This window comes from Streptomyces durmitorensis (assembly GCF_023498005.1).
GTDB classification, from domain to species: Bacteria; Actinomycetota; Actinomycetes; order Streptomycetales; family Streptomycetaceae; genus Streptomyces; species Streptomyces durmitorensis.
Genome location: NZ_CP097289.1, coordinates 5,062,243 through 5,084,132 on the forward strand (window position 1 = coordinate 5,062,243; position 21,890 = coordinate 5,084,132).

Consider the following 21,890-nt stretch of genomic DNA (forward strand, 5'->3'; position numbering starts at 1 on the left):
CCAGAGTCAATTCAGAAGAGGCGGGTTCCGCACAGAGCTCCCCCCGATCGGAGTACGCACCGATTCCGACCTGATTGCACCCCCTGGCTTCCTGCCTCCTCCCCCCGCTGACCTGCGTACTTCTCCCACACGGAGCCAAGGCCCGCACGGCGTGCCGCAGGCCATGACCGGTCACACAAATTGCCGAGGCTGTGGACAAACTCCAGAGCTGGGTGCGTCATGGGATGGTGAAGGAACCTGTGCGCATTCTCGTTGTGGGCGGCGGCTACGTCGGCATGTACACCGCACTGCGCCTCCAGCGGAAGCTGAAGCCGGAGCTGAAGCGGGGCGAAGTGGAGATCGTGGTGGTGACGCCCGATCCCTATATGACCTACCAGCCGTTCCTGCCCGAAGCCGCGGCCGGCTCCATCTCGCCCCGGCACGTCGTCGTCCCGCTCCGCCGCGTCCTGGACAGATGCCGGATCGTCATCGGCGAGGTCAAAACGGTCGACCACGCCAAGCGCACGGCGTCCTTCGTCACGCTCGCCACCGAGGACGAGGGCTCGGGCGCCGTCGACATCGCGTACGACGAGATCGTCCTGGCCCCCGGCTCCATCTCGCGCACCCTGCCCGTCCCGGGCCTCGCCGAGCACGGCGTCGGCTTCAAGACCGTCGAAGAGGCCATCGGCCTGCGCAACCACGTCATCGAGCAGATGGACATCGCCTCCTCGACGCGTGACCCCGCGGTCCGCGACGCGGCCCTGACCTTCGTCTTCGTGGGCGGCGGCTACGCAGGGGTCGAGGCGCTCGGCGAGCTGGAGGACATGGCCCGCTACGCCTCGCGGTACTACCACAACGTCAAGGCCGAGGACATGAAGTGGATCCTCGTCGAGGCCTCCGGGCGGATCCTCCCCGAGGTCGGCGAGGAGATGGGCAAGTACACCGTCCGTGAGCTGCGGCGCCGCAACATCGACGTACGCCTGGAGACCCGCCTTGACTCGTGCGAGGACCGGGTCGCCGTCCTGAGCGACGGCGCGCGCTTCCCCACCCGCACCGTCGTGTGGACCGCGGGCGTCAAACCGCACCCGGTGCTCGCCGCGACCGACCTGCCGCTGAACGAACGCGGCCGCCTCGACTGCACCGCCCAGCTGGCCGTGAACGGCCACGCGCACGCGTGGGGCGCGGGAGACGCGGCAGCCGTCCCCGACGTCACCGCGGACGAGCCCGGCAAGGAGTGCGCCCCCAACGCCCAGCACGCGGTGCGCCAGGCCAGGACGCTCGGCGACAACATCGCCGCGTCCCTGCGCGAACAGCCCCTCAAGGAGTACACGCACAAGTACGTGGGCTCGGTCGCGTCCCTGGGGCTGCACAAAGGTGTCGCACATGTCTACGGACGGAAGTTGAAGGGCTACCCTGCCTGGTTCATGCACCGCGTCTACCACCTGAGCCGCGTGCCCACCGTCAACCGCAAGTCCCGGGTGCTCTCCGAATGGGTCCTGTCCGGCCTGTTCAAACGCGAGATCGTCTCCCTGGGGTCGCTCGAACACCCGCGTGCGGAGTTCGAACTCGCGGCCGGGGGCAGAGGCCCGAAGGAGTCCTCCTGACCGGAGGCAGGAACTCCCCGCGTGACACCGGCGTCTGACGCATGTCAGTCCGGTCGGCCAGACTGTTCGTGTGACCATGGGCGGGCCAGGACCGCCGGAAATCCCCGCCCGATCCAGAAGCGACATCACGAGGCCTACCGCAGTGAACTTCACGCGCTGGAGCGCCCGGCTCCCCGGAACGCAGCGCCGCGCCGCGGCGCGCACCGACCTGGGGATCTCCCCGCCACAGCGAGCCGAAAGCTCCGTCCCTGCGGCCCGCGCCGAGGGCGGCCAGGAGGGCACGACCCTCACCCCGGCCGCCGGCGTCGACGAACTGCCGACGCGCGAGGTGCTCGACCGCATTCCGGCCCTCGTCGCCCTGGTGCACGGCCCCGAGCACCGCATCGCGTACGTCAATGACGCGTACGCCACCGCGTTCGGCGACCGCCCCGTGGGCGAGCCCGCCCGCGACGCGCTGCCCGAGCTGGAAGAGCTCGGCCTGCTGCCGCTCCTGGACCAGGTCCTGCGCAGCTCCAAGCCGCGCACGGTCAAGTCCCGCAAGGCGGCGAGCGGCCGGTCGTACACCTTCACCTGCACCCCGGTGACGCTCTCCGTGAGCGGCTCCGACACGGGGCTCAAGGACGACGGCGTCCTCGTCTTCGCCGCCGACGTCACCGACCACGCGGAGGCCGCCGAGCGGCTGCGGGCCAGCGAGCGCACCCAGCGCGAGACGGCCGTCACGCTGCAACGTTCACTCCTCCCGCAGGAGTTGGAGCAGCCGGACGACCTGCGCATCGCCGCCACGTACCAACCGGGCGGCACGGAGGCCGCGGTCGGCGGCGACTGGTACGACGTGATCACCCTCGGCGGCGGCCGCACCGCCCTGGTCATCGGCGACGTCATGGGCCGCGGCGTCCGCGCGGCGGCCGTCATGGGCCAGCTCCGCACGGCCGTGCGCGCCTACGCCCGCCTGGACCTGCCCCCGCACGAGGTCCTGCAGCTCCTGGACGGCCTCGCCACCGAGATCGACGCCATGCAGATCGCCACCATGGTCTACGCGGTGCACGACCCGAACGAAGGCAGCCTCGTGTACGCCTCCGCGGGGCACCTGCCGATCCTCGTGCGGGACGAGGGCGGCACGATCCACCGCGCGGAGGAGCCCACCGGGCCGCCGCTCGGCACCGGCGGCTGGCTGCACACATCGGGCTCGGTCCCGCTGGGCCCCGGTTCGACCGCCGTCCTCTATACGGACGGCCTGGTCGAGCGGCGCAGCGAGGACATCGACGAAGGCGTCGCCTCCCTGGAGCGCGCTCTGGCGGGCGCCACCGGAACACCCCAGGTGGTGTGCGACCGGCTGATCCGCGCCCTGGGGGTGACGGCCGACCACGACGACGACGTGGCGGTCCTGGTCCTCCAGCACCCCGCGCGCAAGGGTCTGGACGCCGAGCTGTTCCGCAACGCCGCCCTGGAGCTGCTCGGTGGCGTGGAAGCGGCGCCACGCGCGCGTGCCTTCGCGACCGGCGTCCTCGCCAGCTGGCGGTTCCCGCCCGAACTGCACGACCTGGGAGTGCTCGCGGCCAGCGAACTGGTCGCCAACTCCCTCCAGCACGGCACGCCACCGATGCGCCTGCGCCTGCGCCGCACGGACCGCCGCCTGATCATCGAGGTGACGGACGGCGACGACCACCTGCCGCGCCGCCGCCGCGCGGAGCCCGCGGACGAGGCTGGACGTGGCATCGCCATCGTCGCCACGATCGCCTCGAACTGGGGCTCACGGCGCACACCGGGCGGCGGCAAAGCGGTCTGGTGCGAGTTCGCGCTCCCGCGCGGTGACTAGGAGTTCGCCGGTACGGGCTCGGGGGTGCCCTGAGCGACGACCCGGCTCTTCGCCACGTACGGCTGGTTCTGCAGCGGAGTGAGCTGCCGTCCGAGACGCACCGCGAGCACCGTGATGCCCAGCGAGAACAGCAGGAACGTCACGATGTACGGCCCGTGCAGCGCGGCCCCCATCGGACCGCCGACCGCGGGCCCCACGGCGAGAGCGAGCTGCTTCACCAGGGCGAACGCCGAGTTGTACTGACCGACCATCCCGGCCGGAGCCAGATCGGCGACCAGCGGGGCGACGGTCGGCGACAGCATCGCCTCACCGAGCCCGAAGAGCGCGTACGTCGAGATGAACGCGGCGGTCGCCATGGCCTGGCTGCCGTGGCCCATCCCGGCGTACCCGGCCGCGATCCACGCGACGGCCCAGATGAGACCGACGGCCGCGATCACCCGGGACCGCTTGCGCCGCTCGACGAACTTCAGGACGGCGAACTGCGCGATGACGATCACGGCGGTGTTGGCGGCGAGCGCGATGCCGAGCGTCGACGGCGAGATCCCGGCCGCCTCCACGCCGTACGCGGAGAGACCCGACTCGAACTGGCCGTAGCAGGCGAAGAACAGCACGAAGCCGAGCACGCACAGCTGCACCATCGCCTTGTGCCGCAGGAGCGCCCGCAGACCACTCTGCGGCGCGGAGCCGTCCTTGGGCATGGCGTCCTGGATGGACGGCGCGTGCGGAAGCCGCACGGTGACGACGATCGCGGCGAGCACCAGGAACATCACGGCCTCGATGGAGAACAGCGTGATGAAGCTGCCCGGGTCGTGCTCATCGACGATCTGGCCGCCGATGAGGCCACCGATGCCCAGGCCCAGGTTCTGCAGGAAGAACTGCATCGCGAAGGCACGCGTGCGCGTGGTGGGCGTCGAGCACCAGACGATCATCGTGGCGAGCGCGGGCTGCATCACCGCGGTACCGGCGCCGAGGAGGGCCGCCGAGACGATCGCGGTCGCCTCACTACTGGCGAACCCGAGCGCGAGAGCACCCACCGATGCGGTCAGCGCGGCTCCCATGAGTACGGGGAGCGGGCCGCGGCGGTCGATGACGCGCCCGGTGACGGGCAGGACGATCAGCGCGGCCATGGCAAAGGCGGCGAGCACGATGCCCGCCGTACTGGCCCCCAGATCCCGCACCTGCGCCACGTACACGTAGAGGAACGGAACCGTGAACCCGACGCCAAACGCGCTCAGCGCGCTGCCTACCTGAATACGACGCATCGCTGCGCCCATCGCCCTGGTCACTTTCACCTGCCTTAGGAGTTAGCCATGAAGACTTCGAAGCTAAAGTTAGAATCTAAACACTACACACAGAAGAACTTCAACGCCAAGTGAGGGCGTGCCATACTGCGGGCCATGGGTGACACTCCCGGCCCCAGTGAGCCGACTCTCGAAGAGCAGATCGCCGCCTACCAGCGGGAGTTTCAGGACCTCGACCCCCAGGTCGAGGAGATCGTCTCGGCCCTCGGCCGCCTCAACCGGCGGATGAGCGTCGCCTACGGGCGGCAGACCGCGACCCTCGGCATCAGCAACGCCGAGTGGGAGGTCCTCAAGGCCCTCGTCCTCTCCGGCGCCCCGTACCAAATGGGCCCCGGCGAGCTCGCCAAAGGCCTCGGCCTCACGCCGGCGGCCATGACGCACCGCATCGACCGCATGGTGACGGAGGGTCTGGTCACCAGGGACCGGGACGAGAACAACCGCGTGCGCGTCATCGTCGAGCTCACCGCGGAGGGCCGCGAGAAGTGGCTGGAGGCGATGCGCCTGGCCACGGTCTTCGAGGAGGACCTCCTCCAGGACCTCTCACAGGAGGAGCGCGGCGCCCTGGGGGAAGTACTGACTCGTCTCCTACGCAGGGTGGAGCACGCCCAGCCGGACGCGGGCGGACGCCTCACCGACCTGGACTGAGGGCTCCACCTCGTGGTTTGACAGTCATCCACTGGATCCGTAAGGTTCTTCGGGTTGCCACGGAGCCGTAACGGTTCTGCGACAGCACATCCCGCCGCTGAGACGCGGCAAAACAAACTCTGCACGACATCCCACCGGGAACGATTTCGGCATGTCCGAATTCAATTCCAGGACTCGATTATGAGTAGCCGGGAAGAACCGCTAGAGTTTGAGACGTCGGAACGGCCCAACAGCCGGGAAGACAAGCCCCGCTGACTGGGAATCAGGCCCGAAAGGATCTGGTAGAGTCGGAACCGCCGGAAAGGGAAACGCGAAAGCCGAAAGGCCGGAGCGGAGACCTGAAAGGCACCGAGGAAAATCGGACACGAAAGAGTCTGATAGAGTCGGAAACGCAAGAACGAAGAACAAAAAGAAACACCGAAGGGAAGCGCCCGGAGGAAAGCCCGAGAGGGTGAGTACAAAGGAAGCGTCCGTTCCTTGAGAACTCAACAGCGTGCCAAAAGTCAACGCCAGATATGTTGATACCCCGTCTCCGGCCGTCATGGTCGGGACGAGGTTCCTTTGAAGAAAACATCAGCGAGGACGCTGTGAACCGGAAGATTATTCCTCTTCCTGGTTCCGCTCAACGCGGATGTGCACCCGATTACGGGTAAACATTCACGGAGAGTTTGATCCTGGCTCAGGACGAACGCTGGCGGCGTGCTTAACACATGCAAGTCGAACGATGAAGCCCTTCGGGGTGGATTAGTGGCGAACGGGTGAGTAACACGTGGGCAATCTGCCCTGCACTCTGGGACAAGCCCTGGAAACGGGGTCTAATACCGGATGATATCCCCTCTCGCATGGGAGGGGGTTGAAAGCTCCGGCGGTGCAGGATGAGCCCGCGGCCTATCAGCTAGTTGGTGAGGTAGAAGCTCACCAAGGCGACGACGGGTAGCCGGCCTGAGAGGGCGACCGGCCACACTGGGACTGAGACACGGCCCAGACTCCTACGGGAGGCAGCAGTGGGGAATATTGCACAATGGGCGAAAGCCTGATGCAGCGACGCCGCGTGAGGGATGACGGCCTTCGGGTTGTAAACCTCTTTCAGCAGGGAAGAAGCGAAAGTGACGGTACCTGCAGAAGAAGCGCCGGCTAACTACGTGCCAGCAGCCGCGGTAATACGTAGGGCGCAAGCGTTGTCCGGAATTATTGGGCGTAAAGAGCTCGTAGGCGGCTTGTCACGTCGGTTGTGAAAGCCCGGGGCTTAACCCCGGGTCTGCAGTCGATACGGGCAGGCTAGAGTGTGGTAGGGGAGATCGGAATTCCTGGTGTAGCGGTGAAATGCGCAGATATCAGGAGGAACACCGGTGGCGAAGGCGGATCTCTGGGCCATTACTGACGCTGAGGAGCGAAAGCGTGGGGAGCGAACAGGATTAGATACCCTGGTAGTCCACGCCGTAAACGGTGGGAACTAGGTGTTGGCGACATTCCACGTCGTCGGTGCCGCAGCTAACGCATTAAGTTCCCCGCCTGGGGAGTACGGCCGCAAGGCTAAAACTCAAAGGAATTGACGGGGGCCCGCACAAGCAGCGGAGCATGTGGCTTAATTCGACGCAACGCGAAGAACCTTACCAAGGCTTGACATATACCGGAAAGCATCAGAGATGGTGCCCCCCTTGTGGTCGGTATACAGGTGGTGCATGGCTGTCGTCAGCTCGTGTCGTGAGATGTTGGGTTAAGTCCCGCAACGAGCGCAACCCTTGTTCTGTGTTGCCAGCATGCCCTTCGGGGTGATGGGGACTCACAGGAGACTGCCGGGGTCAACTCGGAGGAAGGTGGGGACGACGTCAAGTCATCATGCCCCTTATGTCTTGGGCTGCACACGTGCTACAATGGCAGGTACAATGAGCTGCGAAGCCGCGAGGCGGAGCGAATCTCAAAAAGCCTGTCTCAGTTCGGATTGGGGTCTGCAACTCGACCCCATGAAGTCGGAGTTGCTAGTAATCGCAGATCAGCATTGCTGCGGTGAATACGTTCCCGGGCCTTGTACACACCGCCCGTCACGTCACGAAAGTCGGTAACACCCGAAGCCGGTGGCCCAACCCCTTGTGGGAGGGAGCTGTCGAAGGTGGGACTGGCGATTGGGACGAAGTCGTAACAAGGTAGCCGTACCGGAAGGTGCGGCTGGATCACCTCCTTTCTAAGGAGCATCTAGACTGCCAAGCTTGCTTGGTGGTCCAAGAGCCATAACGTCGGCAAATGTTCGACGGTGGTTAGCTCATGGGTGGAACGTTGACTATTCGGCACGATCGGTTAGGGACTGTAAGTACTGCTTCGGCGTGGAAAACAGGTTCTTGATTGGTCGGGCCGGGCACGCTGTTGGGTATCTGAGGGTACGGACTTGTTCCCGACCTCAATGCCGACCCCGGTGAAGCATCCTGGTAAGGGTGTGTGACGGGTGGTTGGTCGTTGTTTGAGAACTGCACAGTGGACGCGAGCATCTGTGGCCAAGTTTTTAAGGGCGCACGGTGGATGCCTTGGCACCAGGAACCGATGAAGGACGTGGGAGGCCACGATAGTCCCCGGGGAGTCGTCAACCAGGCTTTGATCCGGGGGTTTCCGAATGGGGAAACCCGGCAGTCGTCATGGGCTGTCACCCGCTGCTGAACACATAGGCAGTGTGGAGGGAACGCGGGGAAGTGAAACATCTCAGTACCCGCAGGAAGAGAAAACAACCGTGATTCCGGGAGTAGTGGCGAGCGAAACCGGATGAGGCCAAACCGTATACGTGTGAGACCCGGCAGGGGTTGCGTGTGCGGGGTTGTGGGATCTCTCTTTCACAGTCTGCCGGCTGTGAGACGAGTCAGAAACCGTTGGTGTAGGCGAAGGACATGCGAAAGGTCCGGCGTAGAGGGTAAGACCCCCGTAGTCGAAACATCAACGGCTCGTTTGAGAGACACCCAAGTAGCACGGGGCCCGAGAAATCCCGTGTGAATCTGGCGGGACCACCCGTTAAGCCTAAATATTCCCTGGTGACCGATAGCGGATAGTACCGTGAGGGAATGGTGAAAAGTACCGCGGGAGCGGAGTGAAATAGTACCTGAAACCGTGTGCCTACAAGCCGTGGGAGCGTCGCTATATGTGCTTGCACATGTAGTCGTGACTGCGTGCCTTTTGAAGAATGAGCCTGCGAGTTTGCGGTGCGTTGCGAGGTTAACCCGTGTGGGGAAGCCGTAGCGAAAGCGAGTCCGAATAGGGCGATTTAGTAGCGCGCTCAAGACCCGAAGCGGAGTGATCTAGCCATGGGCAGGTTGAAGCGGCTGTAAGAGGTCGTGGAGGACCGAACCCACCAGGGTTGAAAACCTGGGGGATGACCTGTGGTTAGGGGTGAAAGGCCAATCAAACTCCGTGATAGCTGGTTCTCCCCGAAATGCATTTAGGTGCAGCGTCGTGTGTTTCTTGCCGGAGGTAGAGCACTGGATAGGCGATGGGCCCTACCGGGTTACTGACCTTAGCCAAACTCCGAATGCCGGTAAGTGAGAGCGCGGCAGTGAGACTGTGGGGGATAAGCTCCATGGTCGAGAGGGAAACAGCCCAGAGCATCGACTAAGGCCCCTAAGCGTACGCTAAGTGGGAAAGGATGTGGAGTCGCAGAGACAACCAGGAGGTTGGCTTAGAAGCAGCCACCCTTGAAAGAGTGCGTAATAGCTCACTGGTCAAGTGATTCCGCGCCGACAATGTAGCGGGGCTCAAGCGTACCGCCGAAGTCGTGTCATTCCAGCATATAGGGCCAACGCCTGCTGGGATGGGTAGGGGAGCGTCGTGTGCCGGGTGAAGCTGCAGCGGAAGCTAGTGGTGGACGGTTCACGAGTGAGAATGCAGGCATGAGTAGCGATACATACGTGAGAAACGTGTGCGCCGATTGACTAAGGGTTCCTGGGTCAAGCTGATCTGCCCAGGGTAAGTCGGGACCTAAGGCGAGGCCGACAGGCGTAGTCGATGGATAACCGGTTGATATTCCGGTACCCGCTGTGAAGCGTCAAACATCGAGCCCATTAATGCTAAGGCCGTGAAGCCGTCCTGGAGCCTTCGGGCAAAGGGAAGTGGTGGAGCCGCCGACCCAAGGTGGTAGTAGGTGAGTGATGGGGTGACGCAGGAAGGTAGTCCAGCCCGGGCGGTGGTAGTCCCGGGGTAAGGGTGTAGCCCGTCATCTAGGTAAATCCGGATGACATGTGGGTGAGACCTGATGCCGAGCCGATTGTGGTGAAGTGGATGATCCTATGCTGTCGAGAAAAGCCTCTAGCGAGTTTCATGGCGGCCCGTACCCTAAACCGACTCAGGTGGTCAGGTAGAGAATACCGAGGCGTTCGGGTGAACTATGGTTAAGGAACTCGGCAAAATGCCCCCGTAACTTCGGGAGAAGGGGGGCCATCTTTGGTGATCGGATTTACTCCGTGAGCTGGGGGTGGCCGCAGAGACCAGCGAGAAGCGACTGTTTACTAAAAACACAGGTCCGTGCGAAGCCGTAAGGCGATGTATACGGACTGACGCCTGCCCGGTGCTGGAACGTTAAGGGGACCGGTTAGTGCACTTTCGGGTGTGCGAAGCTGAGAACTTAAGCGCCAGTAAACGGCGGTGGTAACTATAACCATCCTAAGGTAGCGAAATTCCTTGTCGGGTAAGTTCCGACCTGCACGAATGGCGTAACGACTTCTCGACTGTCTCAACCATAGGCCCGGTGAAATTGCACTACGAGTAAAGATGCTCGTTTCGCGCAGCAGGACGGAAAGACCCCGGGACCTTTACTACAGTTTGATATTGGTGTTCGGTTCGGCTTGTGTAGGATAGGTGGGAGACTTTGAAGCGGGCACGCCAGTGTTCGTGGAGTCAACGTTGAAATACCACTCTGGTCGTGCTGGATGTCTAACCTGGGTCCGTGATCCGGATCAGGGACAGTGTCTGATGGGTAGTTTAACTGGGGCGGTTGCCTCCTAAAGAGTAACGGAGGCGCCCAAAGGTTCCCTCAGCCTGGTTGGTAATCAGGTGTTGAGTGTAAGTGCACAAGGGAGCTTGACTGTGAGACCGACGGGTCGAGCAGGGACGAAAGTCGGGACTAGTGATCCGGCGGTGGCTTGTGGAAGCGCCGTCGCTCAACGGATAAAAGGTACCCCGGGGATAACAGGCTGATCTTCCCCAAGAGTCCATATCGACGGGATGGTTTGGCACCTCGATGTCGGCTCGTCGCATCCTGGGGCTGGAGTCGGTCCCAAGGGTTGGGCTGTTCGCCCATTAAAGCGGTACGCGAGCTGGGTTTAGAACGTCGTGAGACAGTTCGGTCCCTATCCGCTGTGCGCGTAGGAATATTGAGAAGGGCTGTCCCTAGTACGAGAGGACCGGGACGGACGAACCTCTGGTGTGCCAGTTGTCCTGCCAAGGGCATGGCTGGTTGGCTACGTTCGGAAAGGATAACCGCTGAAAGCATCTAAGCGGGAAGCCTGCTTCGAGATGAGTATTCCCACCCCTTGAGGGGTTAAGGCTCCCAGTAGACGACTGGGTTGATAGGCCAGATCTGGAAGCCCGGCAACGGGTGGAGGTGACTGGTACTAATAGGCCGAGGGCTTGTCCTCAGTTGCTCGCGTCCACTGTGTTGGTTCTGAAACCACGAACAACCCCGTATGTCGGGCCACGACTACGGTGCGGTTGACAGTTTCATAGTGTTTCGGTGGTCATAGCGTGAGGGAAACGCCCGGTTACATTCCGAACCCGGAAGCTAAGCCTCACAGCGCCGATGGTACTGCAGGGGGGACCCTGTGGGAGAGTAGGACGCCGCCGAACTATTATTAACGGGAAACCCCCGCACCCTCTGGGTGCGGGGGTTTTCTGCGTTCCAGACCCATGTTCCAGACCCATGTTCCAGACCCATTCTTACTCCGGGCTCACCAATTTCGTGTCGTACGCGAGAATCACCGCCTGCACCCGGTCCCTCGCGCCCGTCTTCGCGAGAATGCGTCCCACATGCGTCTTCACCGTCGACTCCGCGACGTGCAGCCGCCCCGCGATCTCCGCATTCGTCCATCCCTGCCCGATGACCGTCAGGATTTCGCGCTCCCGCTCCGTCAGCGACGCCAGGCGCGGGTCCCGGGCTGGGGCGTCGGTGTCCGCACCCGTACGCGTCGGCAAGTGATCGGCGTATGCGTCGAGGAGGCGGCGGGTCAGGCTGGGGGACACGACCGCGTCTCCTGTGGCGACCGCGCGGATGCCGGAGAGGAGCTCCTCCGGGAGCGCGTCCTTGATGAGGAAGCCCGAGGCTCCCGCGCGCAGGCCCGCGTACGCGTATTCGTCCAGGTCGAACGTGGTGAGGATCAGAACCCGGGTGCGGTCGCCCGCCGCCACGATGCGGCGTGTGGCCTCGATGCCGTCCAGGCCCGGCATGCGGATGTCCATCAGGGCCACGTCCGGGTGGAGTTCGGCGGTCATGCGGACCGCCTCGCTGCCGTTGCCGGCCTCTCCCACCACCCTCATGTCGTCCTGGCTCTCCAGGAGCATGCGGAAGCCGAAGCGTTGCATCGGTTGGTCGTCGACGATGAGCACGGTCGTCACTGAGTGGATTCCTTGGGGATGTGGAGTTCTACCAGCCAGCCGCCTGGCGGCTTTCGCCGGGGGCCCGCCTCAAGTGTCCCGTCGTACAGGGCTGTTCGCTCGCGCATTCCCGTGATGCCTCTGCCGCTGGAGTCCGCGGTCGGCGGTCCGCCCACCCCCGTGTCCGTCACTGTCGCCCGCACCCCGTCATCGCCGTACGCGACGTCCACATAGGCCGTCGCCTCCGGACCCCCGTGCTTGAGGGTGTTCGTGAGGGCCTCCTGCACCACGCGGTAGACCGTGAGCTGACGGCCCGCCGGGAGAGAGTCAGGGCGGCCGCGCACCGTGCTGCGTACCGGAAGGCCCGCGGACCGTACCCCGTCGATGAGTTGGTCCAGGTCGGTGAGTGCGGGCTGGGGAGCGAGGGCTGCCGTCTCCGGAGCCTCCTCACGCAGTACGTCCAGAAGGCGGCGCAGCTCCGTCAGGGCCTGGCGGCTTGTGGTGCCGATGGCCGTCAGGGCCTGGGCGGCTCGCTCCGGGGACTTGGCGGCGGCGTACGAACCGCCGTCCGCGAGGGTCGTGATGACCGAGAGATTGTGGCCGATGATGTCGTGCATCTCCCGGGCTATGCGCGTGCGTTCGGCGTTCGTGGCGAGCCGCGCCTGCTGGTCGCGTTCGACTTCGAGCTGCTTGGCGCGCTGCACGAGCGATGCCATGTACTCCTGGCGGGTGCGGAACGCGATGCCCATCAGGGCGACGATCGCGAAGCTCATCATCATCGGGACCACCTGCTGGTCCCAACTGCCCTGCGGATAGCGGATGTGGCCGACCACGCTCGGCACCACGGTCAGGCAGTACGTCCAGGCCAGCGTGCGCGCCGGCAGCCGCATCGCGATGTTGAAGACCACGATGAGCAGGGTGAGCGAGGCCTGGAGGGAGGCGCCTGACCAGGCGTTGACCAGGGTGGTCGCGGCCATCACGCCGTAGACGGCGAGCGGATGGCGGCGGCGCCACAGCAGCGGCACCGAGAAGACGGCCGCCATCGCGTACACGAGCCAGAGCGGGACGTTCTCGTTCTCGGTGATGTTGCGCCAGCCGTCGCCCGCGACGTCGATGAACGCGGCGACGACGAAGAACCCGGTCAGCAGGAGGTCCCAGACCAGCGGGCGCCGCCGGTCGAAGGAGCGCACCCACTGGACGCCGCCCTCGACGTACCGGGTCAGCGGCTGGGCGCCCGCGGACCAGTCGTGGTCCGGGGCGCCCTGGTCGGAGGTGTTCGGGGCCGGGGTCACCGCTTCATCCTGGTACGGGATTCGGTCATACGTCCCGTCGCTTCAGGAGATACGCCGCCGCTGCCAGGGACGCCACCGCCCAGACGCACAGGGTCAGGAGGCCCGCGCCGGGCGAGAGGTCGCCGGACGAGGTGTGCAGGGCCGCGAGCGACTCGGAGGCGGGAAGCGGGAAGTAGGCGAGGGCGTCCTGCACCGTGTCGTTCGGGATCATCGTGGCGAGCTGCGGCAGGAGGATCAGGCCGCCGACGTACGCGCCGATCGTCCCCGGGACGCTGCGCAGGGCCGAGCCGAGGCCGAGTACGATGACGCCGATGAGGGCGGTGCCCGCGGCGGAGCCTGCCAGGGCGCGTGCGATGCCGGGGTCGCCGAGCGCCGCCTCCAGGTCCGTGCCGCCGAGGAACATCTGGGCCAGCGGGAACGTGAGGAAGTTGGTGACCAGGAGCGTGCCGAGCGCGACCGTGCCGAACACGGCGGTCTTCGCCCGGAGCACCGGCAGACGGCGCGGCACCGCGGCCATCGTGGCCCGCACCATGCCCGTCGAGTACTCGCCCGCGGTGATGAGGATGCCGAGGACGGCGATCGCGACTTGACCGATCTGGGTACCGAGCAGGGCGTATGTGACCGGGTCGATCTCGTCGTCGGGGCTGGGTGTGTAGGTCGCGGCGAGGATCATGCCGAGGACGACGGTGAAGACGCTCGCGAGGCCGAGCATGATCCAGGTCGAGCGGAGCGTCCACAGCTTGTGCCACTCGGAGCGGAGGATTCCGGGGGTGGTGAGGCGATAGGGAGCGGTCGTGGTGGGGGTGGTCGGCGTGGTTGGCGTGGCGGTGCTCATGCTGCTGCTCCTTCCGGCGCGGTGGCGGAGACCGACGCGACGTACTCGACCGAGTCCCGCGTCAGGTCCATGAACGCCTGCTCCAGCGAGGCGGTGTGCGGGGTGAGTTCGAAGACCGGGATGCCGTGCTGCGCCGCCGTGCGGCCGATGTGCTCGCCGTCCGTGCCGCGTACGTCGAGGATGCCGGGCGCGTCACTGATGATCTGTACGCCGGGTGCGGCGAGCAGCTCGCCGAGCAGGCCCGCCTCGGGGGTGACGACCTTGACGGAGCCGGTGCCCGAGTCGCGTACGAACGCCTCGACCGTCGTGTCCGCGAGGAGCCTGCCGCGGCCGATGATGATCAGGTGCTCCGCGGTCAGCGCCATCTCGCTCATGAGGTGCGAGGAGACGAGGACCGTACGGCCCTGTGCCGCAAGGGACTTGAGGAGGTTGCGGATCCACAGGACGCCCTCGGGGTCGAGGCCGTTGACCGGCTCGTCGAGGATGATCGCGGCCGGGTCGCCCAGGAGCGCGGCCGCGATGCCCAGGCGCTGGCCCATGCCGAGCGAGAAGCCCTTCACGCGCTTGCGGGCGACCTCGTGGATGCCCACGAGGTCAAGGACCTCGTCGACGCGGCGGCGTGGGATGCCGTGCGTGTGGGCCAGGGCCATCAGGTGGTGGAAGGCGGTGCGGCCCGGATGGACGGACCGGGCCTCAAGGAGCGCGCCCACCTCGTGCAGGGGCGCGGCGTGCGTCGCGTACGCCCGGCCGCCGATGGTGGAGCGGCCGCGGGTCGGGGCGTCGAGGCCGAGGAGCATCCGCATGGTGGTGGACTTGCCCGCGCCGTTGGGGCCGAGAAAGCCGGTGACGGTGCCCGGGTGGACGGTGAAGGTCAGGTCCTCCACGACGGTCTTGTCGCCGTAGCGCTTGGTGAGTTCGTATGCCCGAATCATGCTTCTGATGCTGGCGTCCGCGGGGGCGCGGGGCGTCGGACCAGGGGCGGGACGTGGGTGGGGAGGGGTAGTACCGGGGTATGACGGGGACCCTGAGGCTTTGTCGGCGCCTAGCCGGGGAGTTCCGCGTGGGGCCAGCGGGTGCGGGCCTGTTCGCGGGAGCGGAGGAGGGCCAGGGTGGGCAGGCCGCGGTCCGCTCCGGTGGACAGGAGCTCGGGGAGCTGGGGGAGCGGGGCCACGGCGGCCACGTCGTCGAGGACCAGCGTCATTGGTGGGTCGAGCCGACCGGAGGATGACCGTTCGGCCATGCGCCGGCCGTGCTCGACCACGCTTGAGGCGAGGGCCGTGAGGAGGGGCATCGCGCCCGGTCCCATGGGCGATTTGGGGTCCTCGATGGCTTCCCCCACCACAAAAAGCGTGCCCCCTTCATCGATGAAGGAATCCAGAGTGAGGGCATCGGTTCTGTTTGGGGTGCACGATTCTCGTACGTTGAGAGTGAAGAGGGCGGAGAGCGCGCGTGCCGTCAACTCCTGGGCCATGTCGCGGCGTTCCGGGTACGCCGTGAGGGCCGCCTCCAGTTCGCCCGCTGCTCCCGCGGCCGCCTTCTGGTGGGTGCGGAGGATGCGGACGGCGTCCTGGACGCCGGTTCCCTGGGCCCAGCGGTGTACGTGCTTGACGGGGCGGCCGTCCACCGCTGCGGCGTGCAGGAAGCTGCGGAGGAGGGTTTCCGCGGTGTCGGCGACGGTGCTGTCCAGCTTGGCGCTGGGCCTTATGGCGGCCAGCAGGGCGGTGGCTCGTTGGGCCGCTGTTGCCTTGTCCTCGCAGTTGGTCGTGGGGGACCAGTGCATTCTTGCGGGGGTGTCGCAGAGGTGGGAGGGGTCGTAGACCAGGACTGGGCCGAGCTTCGCTCTGGCGTCCTTGGTTTCTTCCCACAGGGTGGGGTCCGAGGTGAGGACCAGTGCTGCGCCCTCTGCGTCTCGGATTGCCTCTGCTGCGAGGGGTCTGCGGGTTTCCTGGGGGCCTAGTACCAGGGGGGTACGGGGGGTGGGGACCACCGTGGCTGTCTCGGTGCTCGGCATCTCGGTGCTGTTCACCGCAGCGGCCCTGATGTCCTGTTCATCGGCGCCCTGCGATGTGGGCTGTGCCCACCCGTTCCGCCCTGCGGAACGCCTGCCCACAGCGGGAGCAGGTGCGGGGACGGCCTCGACGGGAGCCGCCTCCGCCGGAGCCTGCGTCTGCGGAGCCGGTGCAAGGCGTTCCTCGCGCCTGGCCCTCCGTACCGCCCGCCACCGCGTGACCGTCCCCATCACGAAGATCGTGAGCACCACGAGCACCATCAGCTGGCCGATGAGCAGGCCCCAGAACAGGCCGTAGCCCGTGAGCTGTGCCGCCGGGGTGGCCGGCCACGCGCCCACGATGTCGTGCGGCTGCTGGACCAGGTGCCGCATCGCCACCGGCGTATTGCCGAAGGTGACGTTCTTGGGCCAGGAGCCGTGCGAGAACAGGCCCGCAAGGCCCGTCGACGACCAGACGAGGACCGTCAGGCCGAGCACGAAGGCGAGGCCGCCCACCAGGACGCCGTCGGGGATGCCCCGTTCCCGTGACTCGCGGCGGCCGCCCCGGTAGCGGTCATCGGGCTCCGGCTCCCGGTATCCCATCGCTCATGCCACCCCGGAACGCGACGACGACGGACCGTTCATCTGTTGCTCCATGTAGGCCGCCCGCTCCTCCGCCTCCAGGTCCGCGGCGCGCAGCGCGTCGTCGCCGAGCAGCTGGTCCGCCGACGATTCCGTCATGGCGCGGTCGGTGAAGACCAGGGGGCGTTCGGTCTCCGTGATCAGGTGTTTGACCACCTGGACGTTGCCGTTCACGTCCCACACCGCGATACCGGGTGTGAGGGTGGGGATGATCTCCACCGCCCAGCGTGGCAGGCCGAGGACCCGGCCCGTGGCTCTCGCCTCGTCCGCCTTCTGGGCGTAGATCGTTCTCGTCGACGCCATCTTCAGGATCGCCGCCGCCTCCTTGGCCGCCGCCCCGTCCACCACGTCGCTCAGGTGGTGGACCACCGCCACGAAGGACAGGCCGAGCCGTCGGCCGAACTTGAGCAGGCGCTGGAAGAGCTGCGCGACGAAGGGGGAGTTGATGATGTGCCACGCCTCCTCCACCAGGAAGATGCGCTTCTTGCGGTCCGGGCGGATCCAGGTGTGTTCGAGCCAGACGCCCACGATCGCCATCAGGATCGGCATCGCGATCGAGTTGCGGTCGATGTGCGAGAGGTCGAAGACGATCAGCGGGGCGTCCAGGTCGATGCCGACCGTGGTCGGGCCGTCGAACATGCCCCGCAGGTCACCGTCGACCAGCCGGTCCAGGACGAGCGCGACGTCCAGACCCCACGCCCGTACGTCGTCTATGGCCACGTTCATGGCCTCGGCCGACTCCGGTTCCGGGTGCCTGAGCTGCTCCACGATGTCCGTCAGGACGGGCTGGCGCTCCACGATCGTCTCGTTCACGTACGCGTGGGCGACCTTGAGCGCGAAGCCCGAGCGCTCGTCGAGGCCGTGCCCCATCGCGACCTCGATGATCGTGCGGAGCAGGGCCAGCTGGCCCGTCGTCGTGATCGCCGGGTCGAGCGGGTTGAGGCGGATGCCCATGTCCAGGGCGGCCGTCGGGTCGAGCCGGATGGGAGTTATGCCCAGCTCCTGGGCGATGAGGTTCCATTCGCCCACACCGTCCTCGCCCTGCGCGTCGAGCACGACGACCTGCCGGTCCTTGAACCTCAACTGCCGCAGGACGTACGTCTTCTCGAGCGCCGACTTGCCGTTGCCCGACTCGCCGAGCACCAGCCAGTGCGGGGCGGGGAGCTGCTGGCCGTAGAGCTGGAAGGGGTCGTAGATGTATCCCTTGCCGGAGTACACCTCGCGCCCGATGATCACGCCCGAGTCGCCGAGGCCGGGGGCGGCCGTCGGCAGATAGACCGCCTGGGCCTGCCCCGTCGACGTACGCACCGGGAGTCGGGTCGTCTCCACCTTCCCGAACAGGAAGGACGTGAAGGCGTCCGTGAGGATGGTCAGCGGATCCCGCATGTTGGCAGCCCTCGCCTCTAGCGTCGGATGCCGGTCGCGAACGGCAGCGTATTGACGAAGGCCCTGTGGTGCTCGCGGTCGCACCACTCCAGCTTCAGATACGACTTCCCGGCCGAGGCCCGGATGGTGCGCTTGTCGCGCGCGAGGGCTTCGGGGGAACGGGAGGAGACGGTGATGTAGCCGACGATGTTGACGCCCGCCGCGCCGCTCGCCAGGTCCTCGCCGCGCTGGTCCAGACGGGAGTTCGATGCGATGTCGCGGGGGTCGACCGTGCGGTTCATCTTGGCCTGGCGGCTCGCCTCGGCCTCGTCGTTCGTCTTCTCCGTCAGCATGCGTTCGATGGCGACCTCGGTGGGTTCGAGGTCCATGGTCACCGCGACCGTGCGGATCACGTCCGGGGTGTGGACGAGTAGCGGGGCGAGGAAGTTGACGCCGACGGGCGTCATCGGCCACTCCTTCACCCAGGCCGTGGCGTGGCACCAGGGCGCGCGGGTGGAGGACTCGCGGGTCTTGGCCTGGAGGTAGGTGGGCTCCATGGCGTCGAGCTCGGCGGGCCAGGCGTTGCGCTTCGTCATCGCCTGGATGTGGTCGATGGGGTGGTCCGGGTCGTACATGGAGTGCACGAGCGACGAGAGCCGCCCCTGCCCGAGCGGCTGACGCACCCGGATGTCCGCTTCCTGGAGCCGCGAGCAGATGTCGGTCAGCTCGCGCGCCATGACGACCGCGAGACCGCCGTCCTTGTCGAGCTTCCGGCCGCCGTGCGGGCGGCTGGCGCGGGCCATCGCCTGGGCCTCGGCGGCCAGGTCGCGCGAGTAGTGCATGCAGGCCACGAGATAGGCGCGGTGCTGCTCGCTGCTGGTGGAGACCATCGACTGGAGCTGCTCGTACGACTGCTGGAGCCAGGGCAGTGCCCGGTCGTCGCCTCGTACGCTGACGTCCTTGGCGTGGGCGTCCGGGTCGGCCGGGAGCGTGCGCGCGAGCATCTGGAGGCGCGTCACGAACCCATCGCCATTGGCGACATGCTTGAGCAGCGTCCCGAACCGGTCGACCAGTGCCTCCTGGTCCTCGGAGTCACGAAGACCCACACCGGGGCCCTCGATCTCGATGGCGGCGGTGACGGTGCGCCGGTCGGCGTGCAGGAGCACGGCGATCTCGTCCGGCCCGAAGGGGGCGGCGAGCCAGCTGATGCGGCCGATGCCGGGCGGCGGGCCGACCTCGATCTCCCGGCCGTCGAGGCGGACGCCCGCCTCGGGGGTGGCCGAGCGGTAGGCGGTGCCGCGCTTGAGGGAGCGCTTGTAGCTGCGGTTGATCTCGAACCACTTGAAGAACGTGCGGCCCTTGTAGGGGACGTAGACCGCGGCGATCGCGAGCATGGGGAAGCCCATGAGCAGCACGATGCGCAGGGAGAGGACAGGGACGAGGAGTCCGCACATCATCCCGAGGAAGGCTCCCGCGATGATCAGTGCGATCTCGCCGGTCTCCCGGTTCTTGCCGACGATGGCGTTCGGCCGCGCGCGGCCGATCAGATATGTGCGACGGGGCGCGACCGGTTGCGACACGTGGGACTGAGTCGTCAACGCCCTTCACCTCCCGTGCGTTTGGTACTTCCAGTGGAACCGTTTCCTGCCCCGCCGCGGTTGCGCGCGTGCGGTGTGCTGGTCGCGCTGCCCCGGGGCGGGGGTGCGGCGGAGGGGACAGATCCGCCGCCGTTCGATGAGCCGCCTCCGCCGCCGCTGGGACGGCTGCTGTGGGCGGCGACGCCGCCGCCGACGGGGTTGGCGGGCCGCGGCTGGCTGTTGCCGCCTCCTCCGCCGCCTCCACGGGAGCTGTGGGTCTTGATGCCCTGGGAGACGAGGGACGCGGGGGAGGTGATGACGGCCGCGGCGCGGCTCTCGGCGCCCTGGGAGATGCGGTTGTTCCGCGAGTTGGCGATCTCGTCGCCGAAGCCGGGGACGAAGCGGTAGATCATGGCGCTCGCGAAGATGGCGAGCAGGATGATCGAGAGCCCGGAGACGACCGCGGAGAAGGAGTCGGGGCCGTCGCCCGCGGAGAGCGCTCCGGCCAGGCCGAGCACGATGACGATGATGGGTTTCACCAGGATCACCGCGATCATGATCCCGGCCCAGCGGCGGACGTGCGTCCACAGGTTCTTGTCGACCAGACCCGCGTACACGACGGTGCCGAGCAGCGCGCCGACGTAGAGCAGGGCGGCCCGGATGACGAGCTCCAGCCAGAGGATGCCGGCGGCGAGGATCGAGACGAGCGAGACGACGATCAGCATGATCGGCCCGCCGCCGATGTCCTCGCCCTTCTTCAGGGCACCCGAGAACGTCCCGAAGAACGTGTCCGTCTGACCGCCCGTCGCCTTCGCGATGACGTCGGTCACGCCGTCGGTCGCCGAGACGACCGTGTAGAGGATCAGCGGCGTGAAGGCGGAGGCGAGGACCGTGAGCCAGAGGAATCCGATGGCTTCGGTGAGCGCGGTGGTGAGGGGGACGCCTCGCACTGCGCGCTTGGCCACCGCGAGGAGCCACAGGAGCAGGGTCAGGATGGTCGACGCGGCGAAGACGACCGCGTACTGCTTGAGGAAGCTGGGGTTCGTGAAGTCGACCTCGGCGGTCTCCTTGACGGCGTCGGAGAGCTTGTCGACGGTCCAGGAGGCGGCTTCGGCGCAGCCCTTTGCCAGGGAGGAGAGGGGGTCGGCGGTGGAGTCGATGGGGGCGTCGGTGGGGTACTTGCCGCTGCCTCCGCTTCCGCCGCCGTCCTCGCCCTTCTCGCAGTACTTCTTGGCGGGGCCGACGATGAGGTCACACTTGTCGTCGTCCGGTTCGGGCGCCGCGTAAGCACGCGAGGCCAGCAGGATCGCCGCGGACTGCACGGCCGCAGCCGCAGCCGTGATCTTGAGGGCACGTCGGCTACCGGGCATACGTGAACCCTCCGTACTCCTGGACTGCCTTGGCGATCTCGTCGGCCGTGGAGACCTTGTTGTCGCCGTTCACGGGAGACGGGCCGTCCTTCGACGAGTACCGCTCGACCTTCCAGTCCCCGCCGGACCACCGCAGCTTGAACGTCATGGTGAACCAGTCGTTGCTGACGGGGTTCGTCGTCTTCTGCCCCGCTGTGCCGAAGGCGCCGGTGCACCACACCTGCACGGTCGCCGAGGTGTCCGCGTACGCCGTGGTCTTGGTGCCGACGGGCAGTGTGCGGGACACGTAGGTCTCGCCGGGCGCGGAGTTGCCGTTCGCGTCCAGGCCGACCTTGGTCAGGAACTCCTTGGAGTACGTCTTGGCGAACTCCTGCTCAAGCGCGTCCACCCTGTCGGGGACGAAGATCTGACGCACGATCTCGGTCCTGCGGGCGGGCTTGAGGATGTCGGCCGAGACCAGCGCCACCGCGTAGTTGGAGGCGGCGCTCTGTACCCCCTGCTCGCTCTTCGCGAACCCGGAAGGAATCCCCGCCGTCTTGCCGTCGACCGGCTTCTCTCCGGAGGCGGCCGTGGGGTCCGCCCCCGCCTTCTTGTCCCCGCCTCCCCCTCCGGAGGAGCCCTCCTCCCCGCCCCGGTTCGCGAAGGCGATGGCCGCGATCAGGAGCACCACCACACCGACCACCGTCACGAGACTGCGTGACGAAGAACGGCCGGATCTGCGCGGTCCTCCGTACCCGTCCTGGCCACCCCCCTCGCCCTCGGGGAGCCGCGTCCGGGTCTCGCCCGAGCCGCCGTAGGGGCCGTCGTTCCGCTCGTCGTCGAGACTCATGCCGCGTACGCCCCCTCGACCTCTCGGTGAACCGCCACGTACGACGGTAGCCGTGCTGGTTCCCGCGCGGGCGCGGTGTGGTGACTC

13 protein-coding genes and 3 rRNA genes are annotated in these 21,890 nt (G+C 66.6%); 6 read left to right on the plus strand and 10 right to left on the minus strand.

Going from position 1 to position 21,890, the window contains the following annotated elements:
• Positions 1-224 precede the first annotated feature (224 nt).
• Together M4V62_RS22715 and M4V62_RS22720 are read left to right on the plus strand one after the other, a co-directional pair.
• The gene (locus M4V62_RS22715; RefSeq protein ID WP_249589070.1) at positions 225-1,583 is read left to right on the plus strand and encodes an NAD(P)/FAD-dependent oxidoreductase; all 1,359 of its coding nucleotides are present in this window, start codon (positions 225-227) and stop codon (positions 1,581-1,583) included.
• Positions 1,584-1,725: 142 nt separating this feature from the next.
• Positions 1,726-3,399: an ATP-binding SpoIIE family protein phosphatase gene (locus M4V62_RS22720; protein WP_249589071.1), complete on the plus strand. Its 1,674-nt coding sequence runs from the start codon at positions 1,726-1,728 to the stop codon at positions 3,397-3,399.
• Here M4V62_RS22720 and M4V62_RS22725 read toward each other — a convergent pair.
• A complete protein-coding gene (locus tag M4V62_RS22725; protein ID WP_249589072.1) occupies positions 3,396-4,673 on the minus strand; it encodes an MFS transporter in 1,278 nt (425 codons plus the stop codon). The two genes, M4V62_RS22720 and M4V62_RS22725, sit on opposite strands and share 4 nt — an antisense overlap.
• Before the next feature lie 123 nt (positions 4,674-4,796).
• Here M4V62_RS22725 and M4V62_RS22730 point away from each other — a divergent pair, with 123 nt between their 5' ends.
• From M4V62_RS22730 to rrf, 4 genes are all read left to right on the plus strand, one after another.
• Positions 4,797-5,345: a MarR family winged helix-turn-helix transcriptional regulator gene (locus M4V62_RS22730; protein WP_249589073.1), complete on the plus strand. Its 549-nt coding sequence runs from the start codon at positions 4,797-4,799 to the stop codon at positions 5,343-5,345.
• 656 nt (positions 5,346-6,001) lie between these two features.
• Positions 6,002-7,527 (plus strand): 16S ribosomal RNA (locus M4V62_RS22735).
• Positions 7,528-7,832: 305 nt separating this feature from the next.
• Positions 7,833-10,954: ribosomal RNA gene (locus M4V62_RS22740) — 23S ribosomal RNA — on the plus strand.
• 91 nt (positions 10,955-11,045) lie between these two features.
• Positions 11,046-11,162 (plus strand): 5S ribosomal RNA (gene rrf / locus M4V62_RS22745).
• Together the 16S, 23S and 5S rRNA genes form the textbook arrangement of a ribosomal RNA operon.
• 90 nt (positions 11,163-11,252) lie before the next feature.
• Here the strand turns inward: rrf and M4V62_RS22750 are convergent.
• The 9 genes from M4V62_RS22750 to M4V62_RS22790 form a co-directional block, all read right to left on the minus strand.
• Complete coding sequence (locus tag M4V62_RS22750; protein WP_249589074.1) at positions 11,253-11,927, minus strand: response regulator; 675 nt, start codon at positions 11,925-11,927, stop codon at positions 11,253-11,255.
• Positions 11,924-13,198: a sensor histidine kinase gene (locus M4V62_RS22755; RefSeq protein WP_249589075.1), complete on the minus strand. Its 1,275-nt coding sequence runs from the start codon at positions 13,196-13,198 to the stop codon at positions 11,924-11,926. The genes M4V62_RS22750 and M4V62_RS22755 overlap by 4 nt, the downstream gene beginning before the upstream one ends.
• 25 nt (positions 13,199-13,223) lie before the next feature.
• Positions 13,224-14,033 carry an ABC transporter permease gene (locus M4V62_RS22760; protein WP_249589076.1) on the minus strand — a complete coding sequence of 270 codons (810 nt, stop codon included), beginning with the start codon at positions 14,031-14,033 and terminating at the stop codon, positions 13,224-13,226.
• Positions 14,030-14,965, minus strand: a complete 936-nt coding sequence (locus tag M4V62_RS22765) for an ATP-binding cassette domain-containing protein (RefSeq protein ID WP_249589077.1) — start codon at positions 14,963-14,965, stop codon at positions 14,030-14,032. Before M4V62_RS22765 ends, M4V62_RS22760 begins: the two co-directional genes overlap by 4 nt.
• Positions 14,966-15,075: 110 nt before the next feature.
• A complete protein-coding gene (locus M4V62_RS22770) occupies positions 15,076-16,623 on the minus strand; it encodes a type IV secretory system conjugative DNA transfer family protein (protein WP_249589078.1) in 1,548 nt (515 codons plus the stop codon).
• 3 nt (positions 16,624-16,626) lie between these two features.
• Positions 16,627-18,048: an ATP-binding protein gene (locus tag M4V62_RS22775; protein ID WP_249589079.1), complete on the minus strand. Its 1,422-nt coding sequence runs from the start codon at positions 18,046-18,048 to the stop codon at positions 16,627-16,629.
• Positions 18,049-18,065: 17 nt separating this feature from the next.
• Positions 18,066-19,625 carry an SCO6880 family protein gene (locus M4V62_RS22780; protein ID WP_249589080.1) on the minus strand — a complete coding sequence of 520 codons (1,560 nt, stop codon included), beginning with the start codon at positions 19,623-19,625 and terminating at the stop codon, positions 18,066-18,068.
• Positions 19,622-20,974 (minus strand): hypothetical protein, encoded by a 1,353-nt coding sequence (locus M4V62_RS22785; RefSeq protein WP_249589081.1) that lies wholly within the window; start codon positions 20,972-20,974, stop codon positions 19,622-19,624. Before M4V62_RS22785 ends, M4V62_RS22780 begins: the two co-directional genes overlap by 4 nt.
• On the minus strand, positions 20,964-21,803 hold the full coding sequence (locus tag M4V62_RS22790; RefSeq protein WP_249589082.1) for a DUF8175 domain-containg protein: 840 nt from the start codon (positions 21,801-21,803) through the stop codon (positions 20,964-20,966). The genes M4V62_RS22785 and M4V62_RS22790 overlap by 11 nt, the downstream gene beginning before the upstream one ends.
• Positions 21,804-21,890 lie beyond the last annotated feature (87 nt).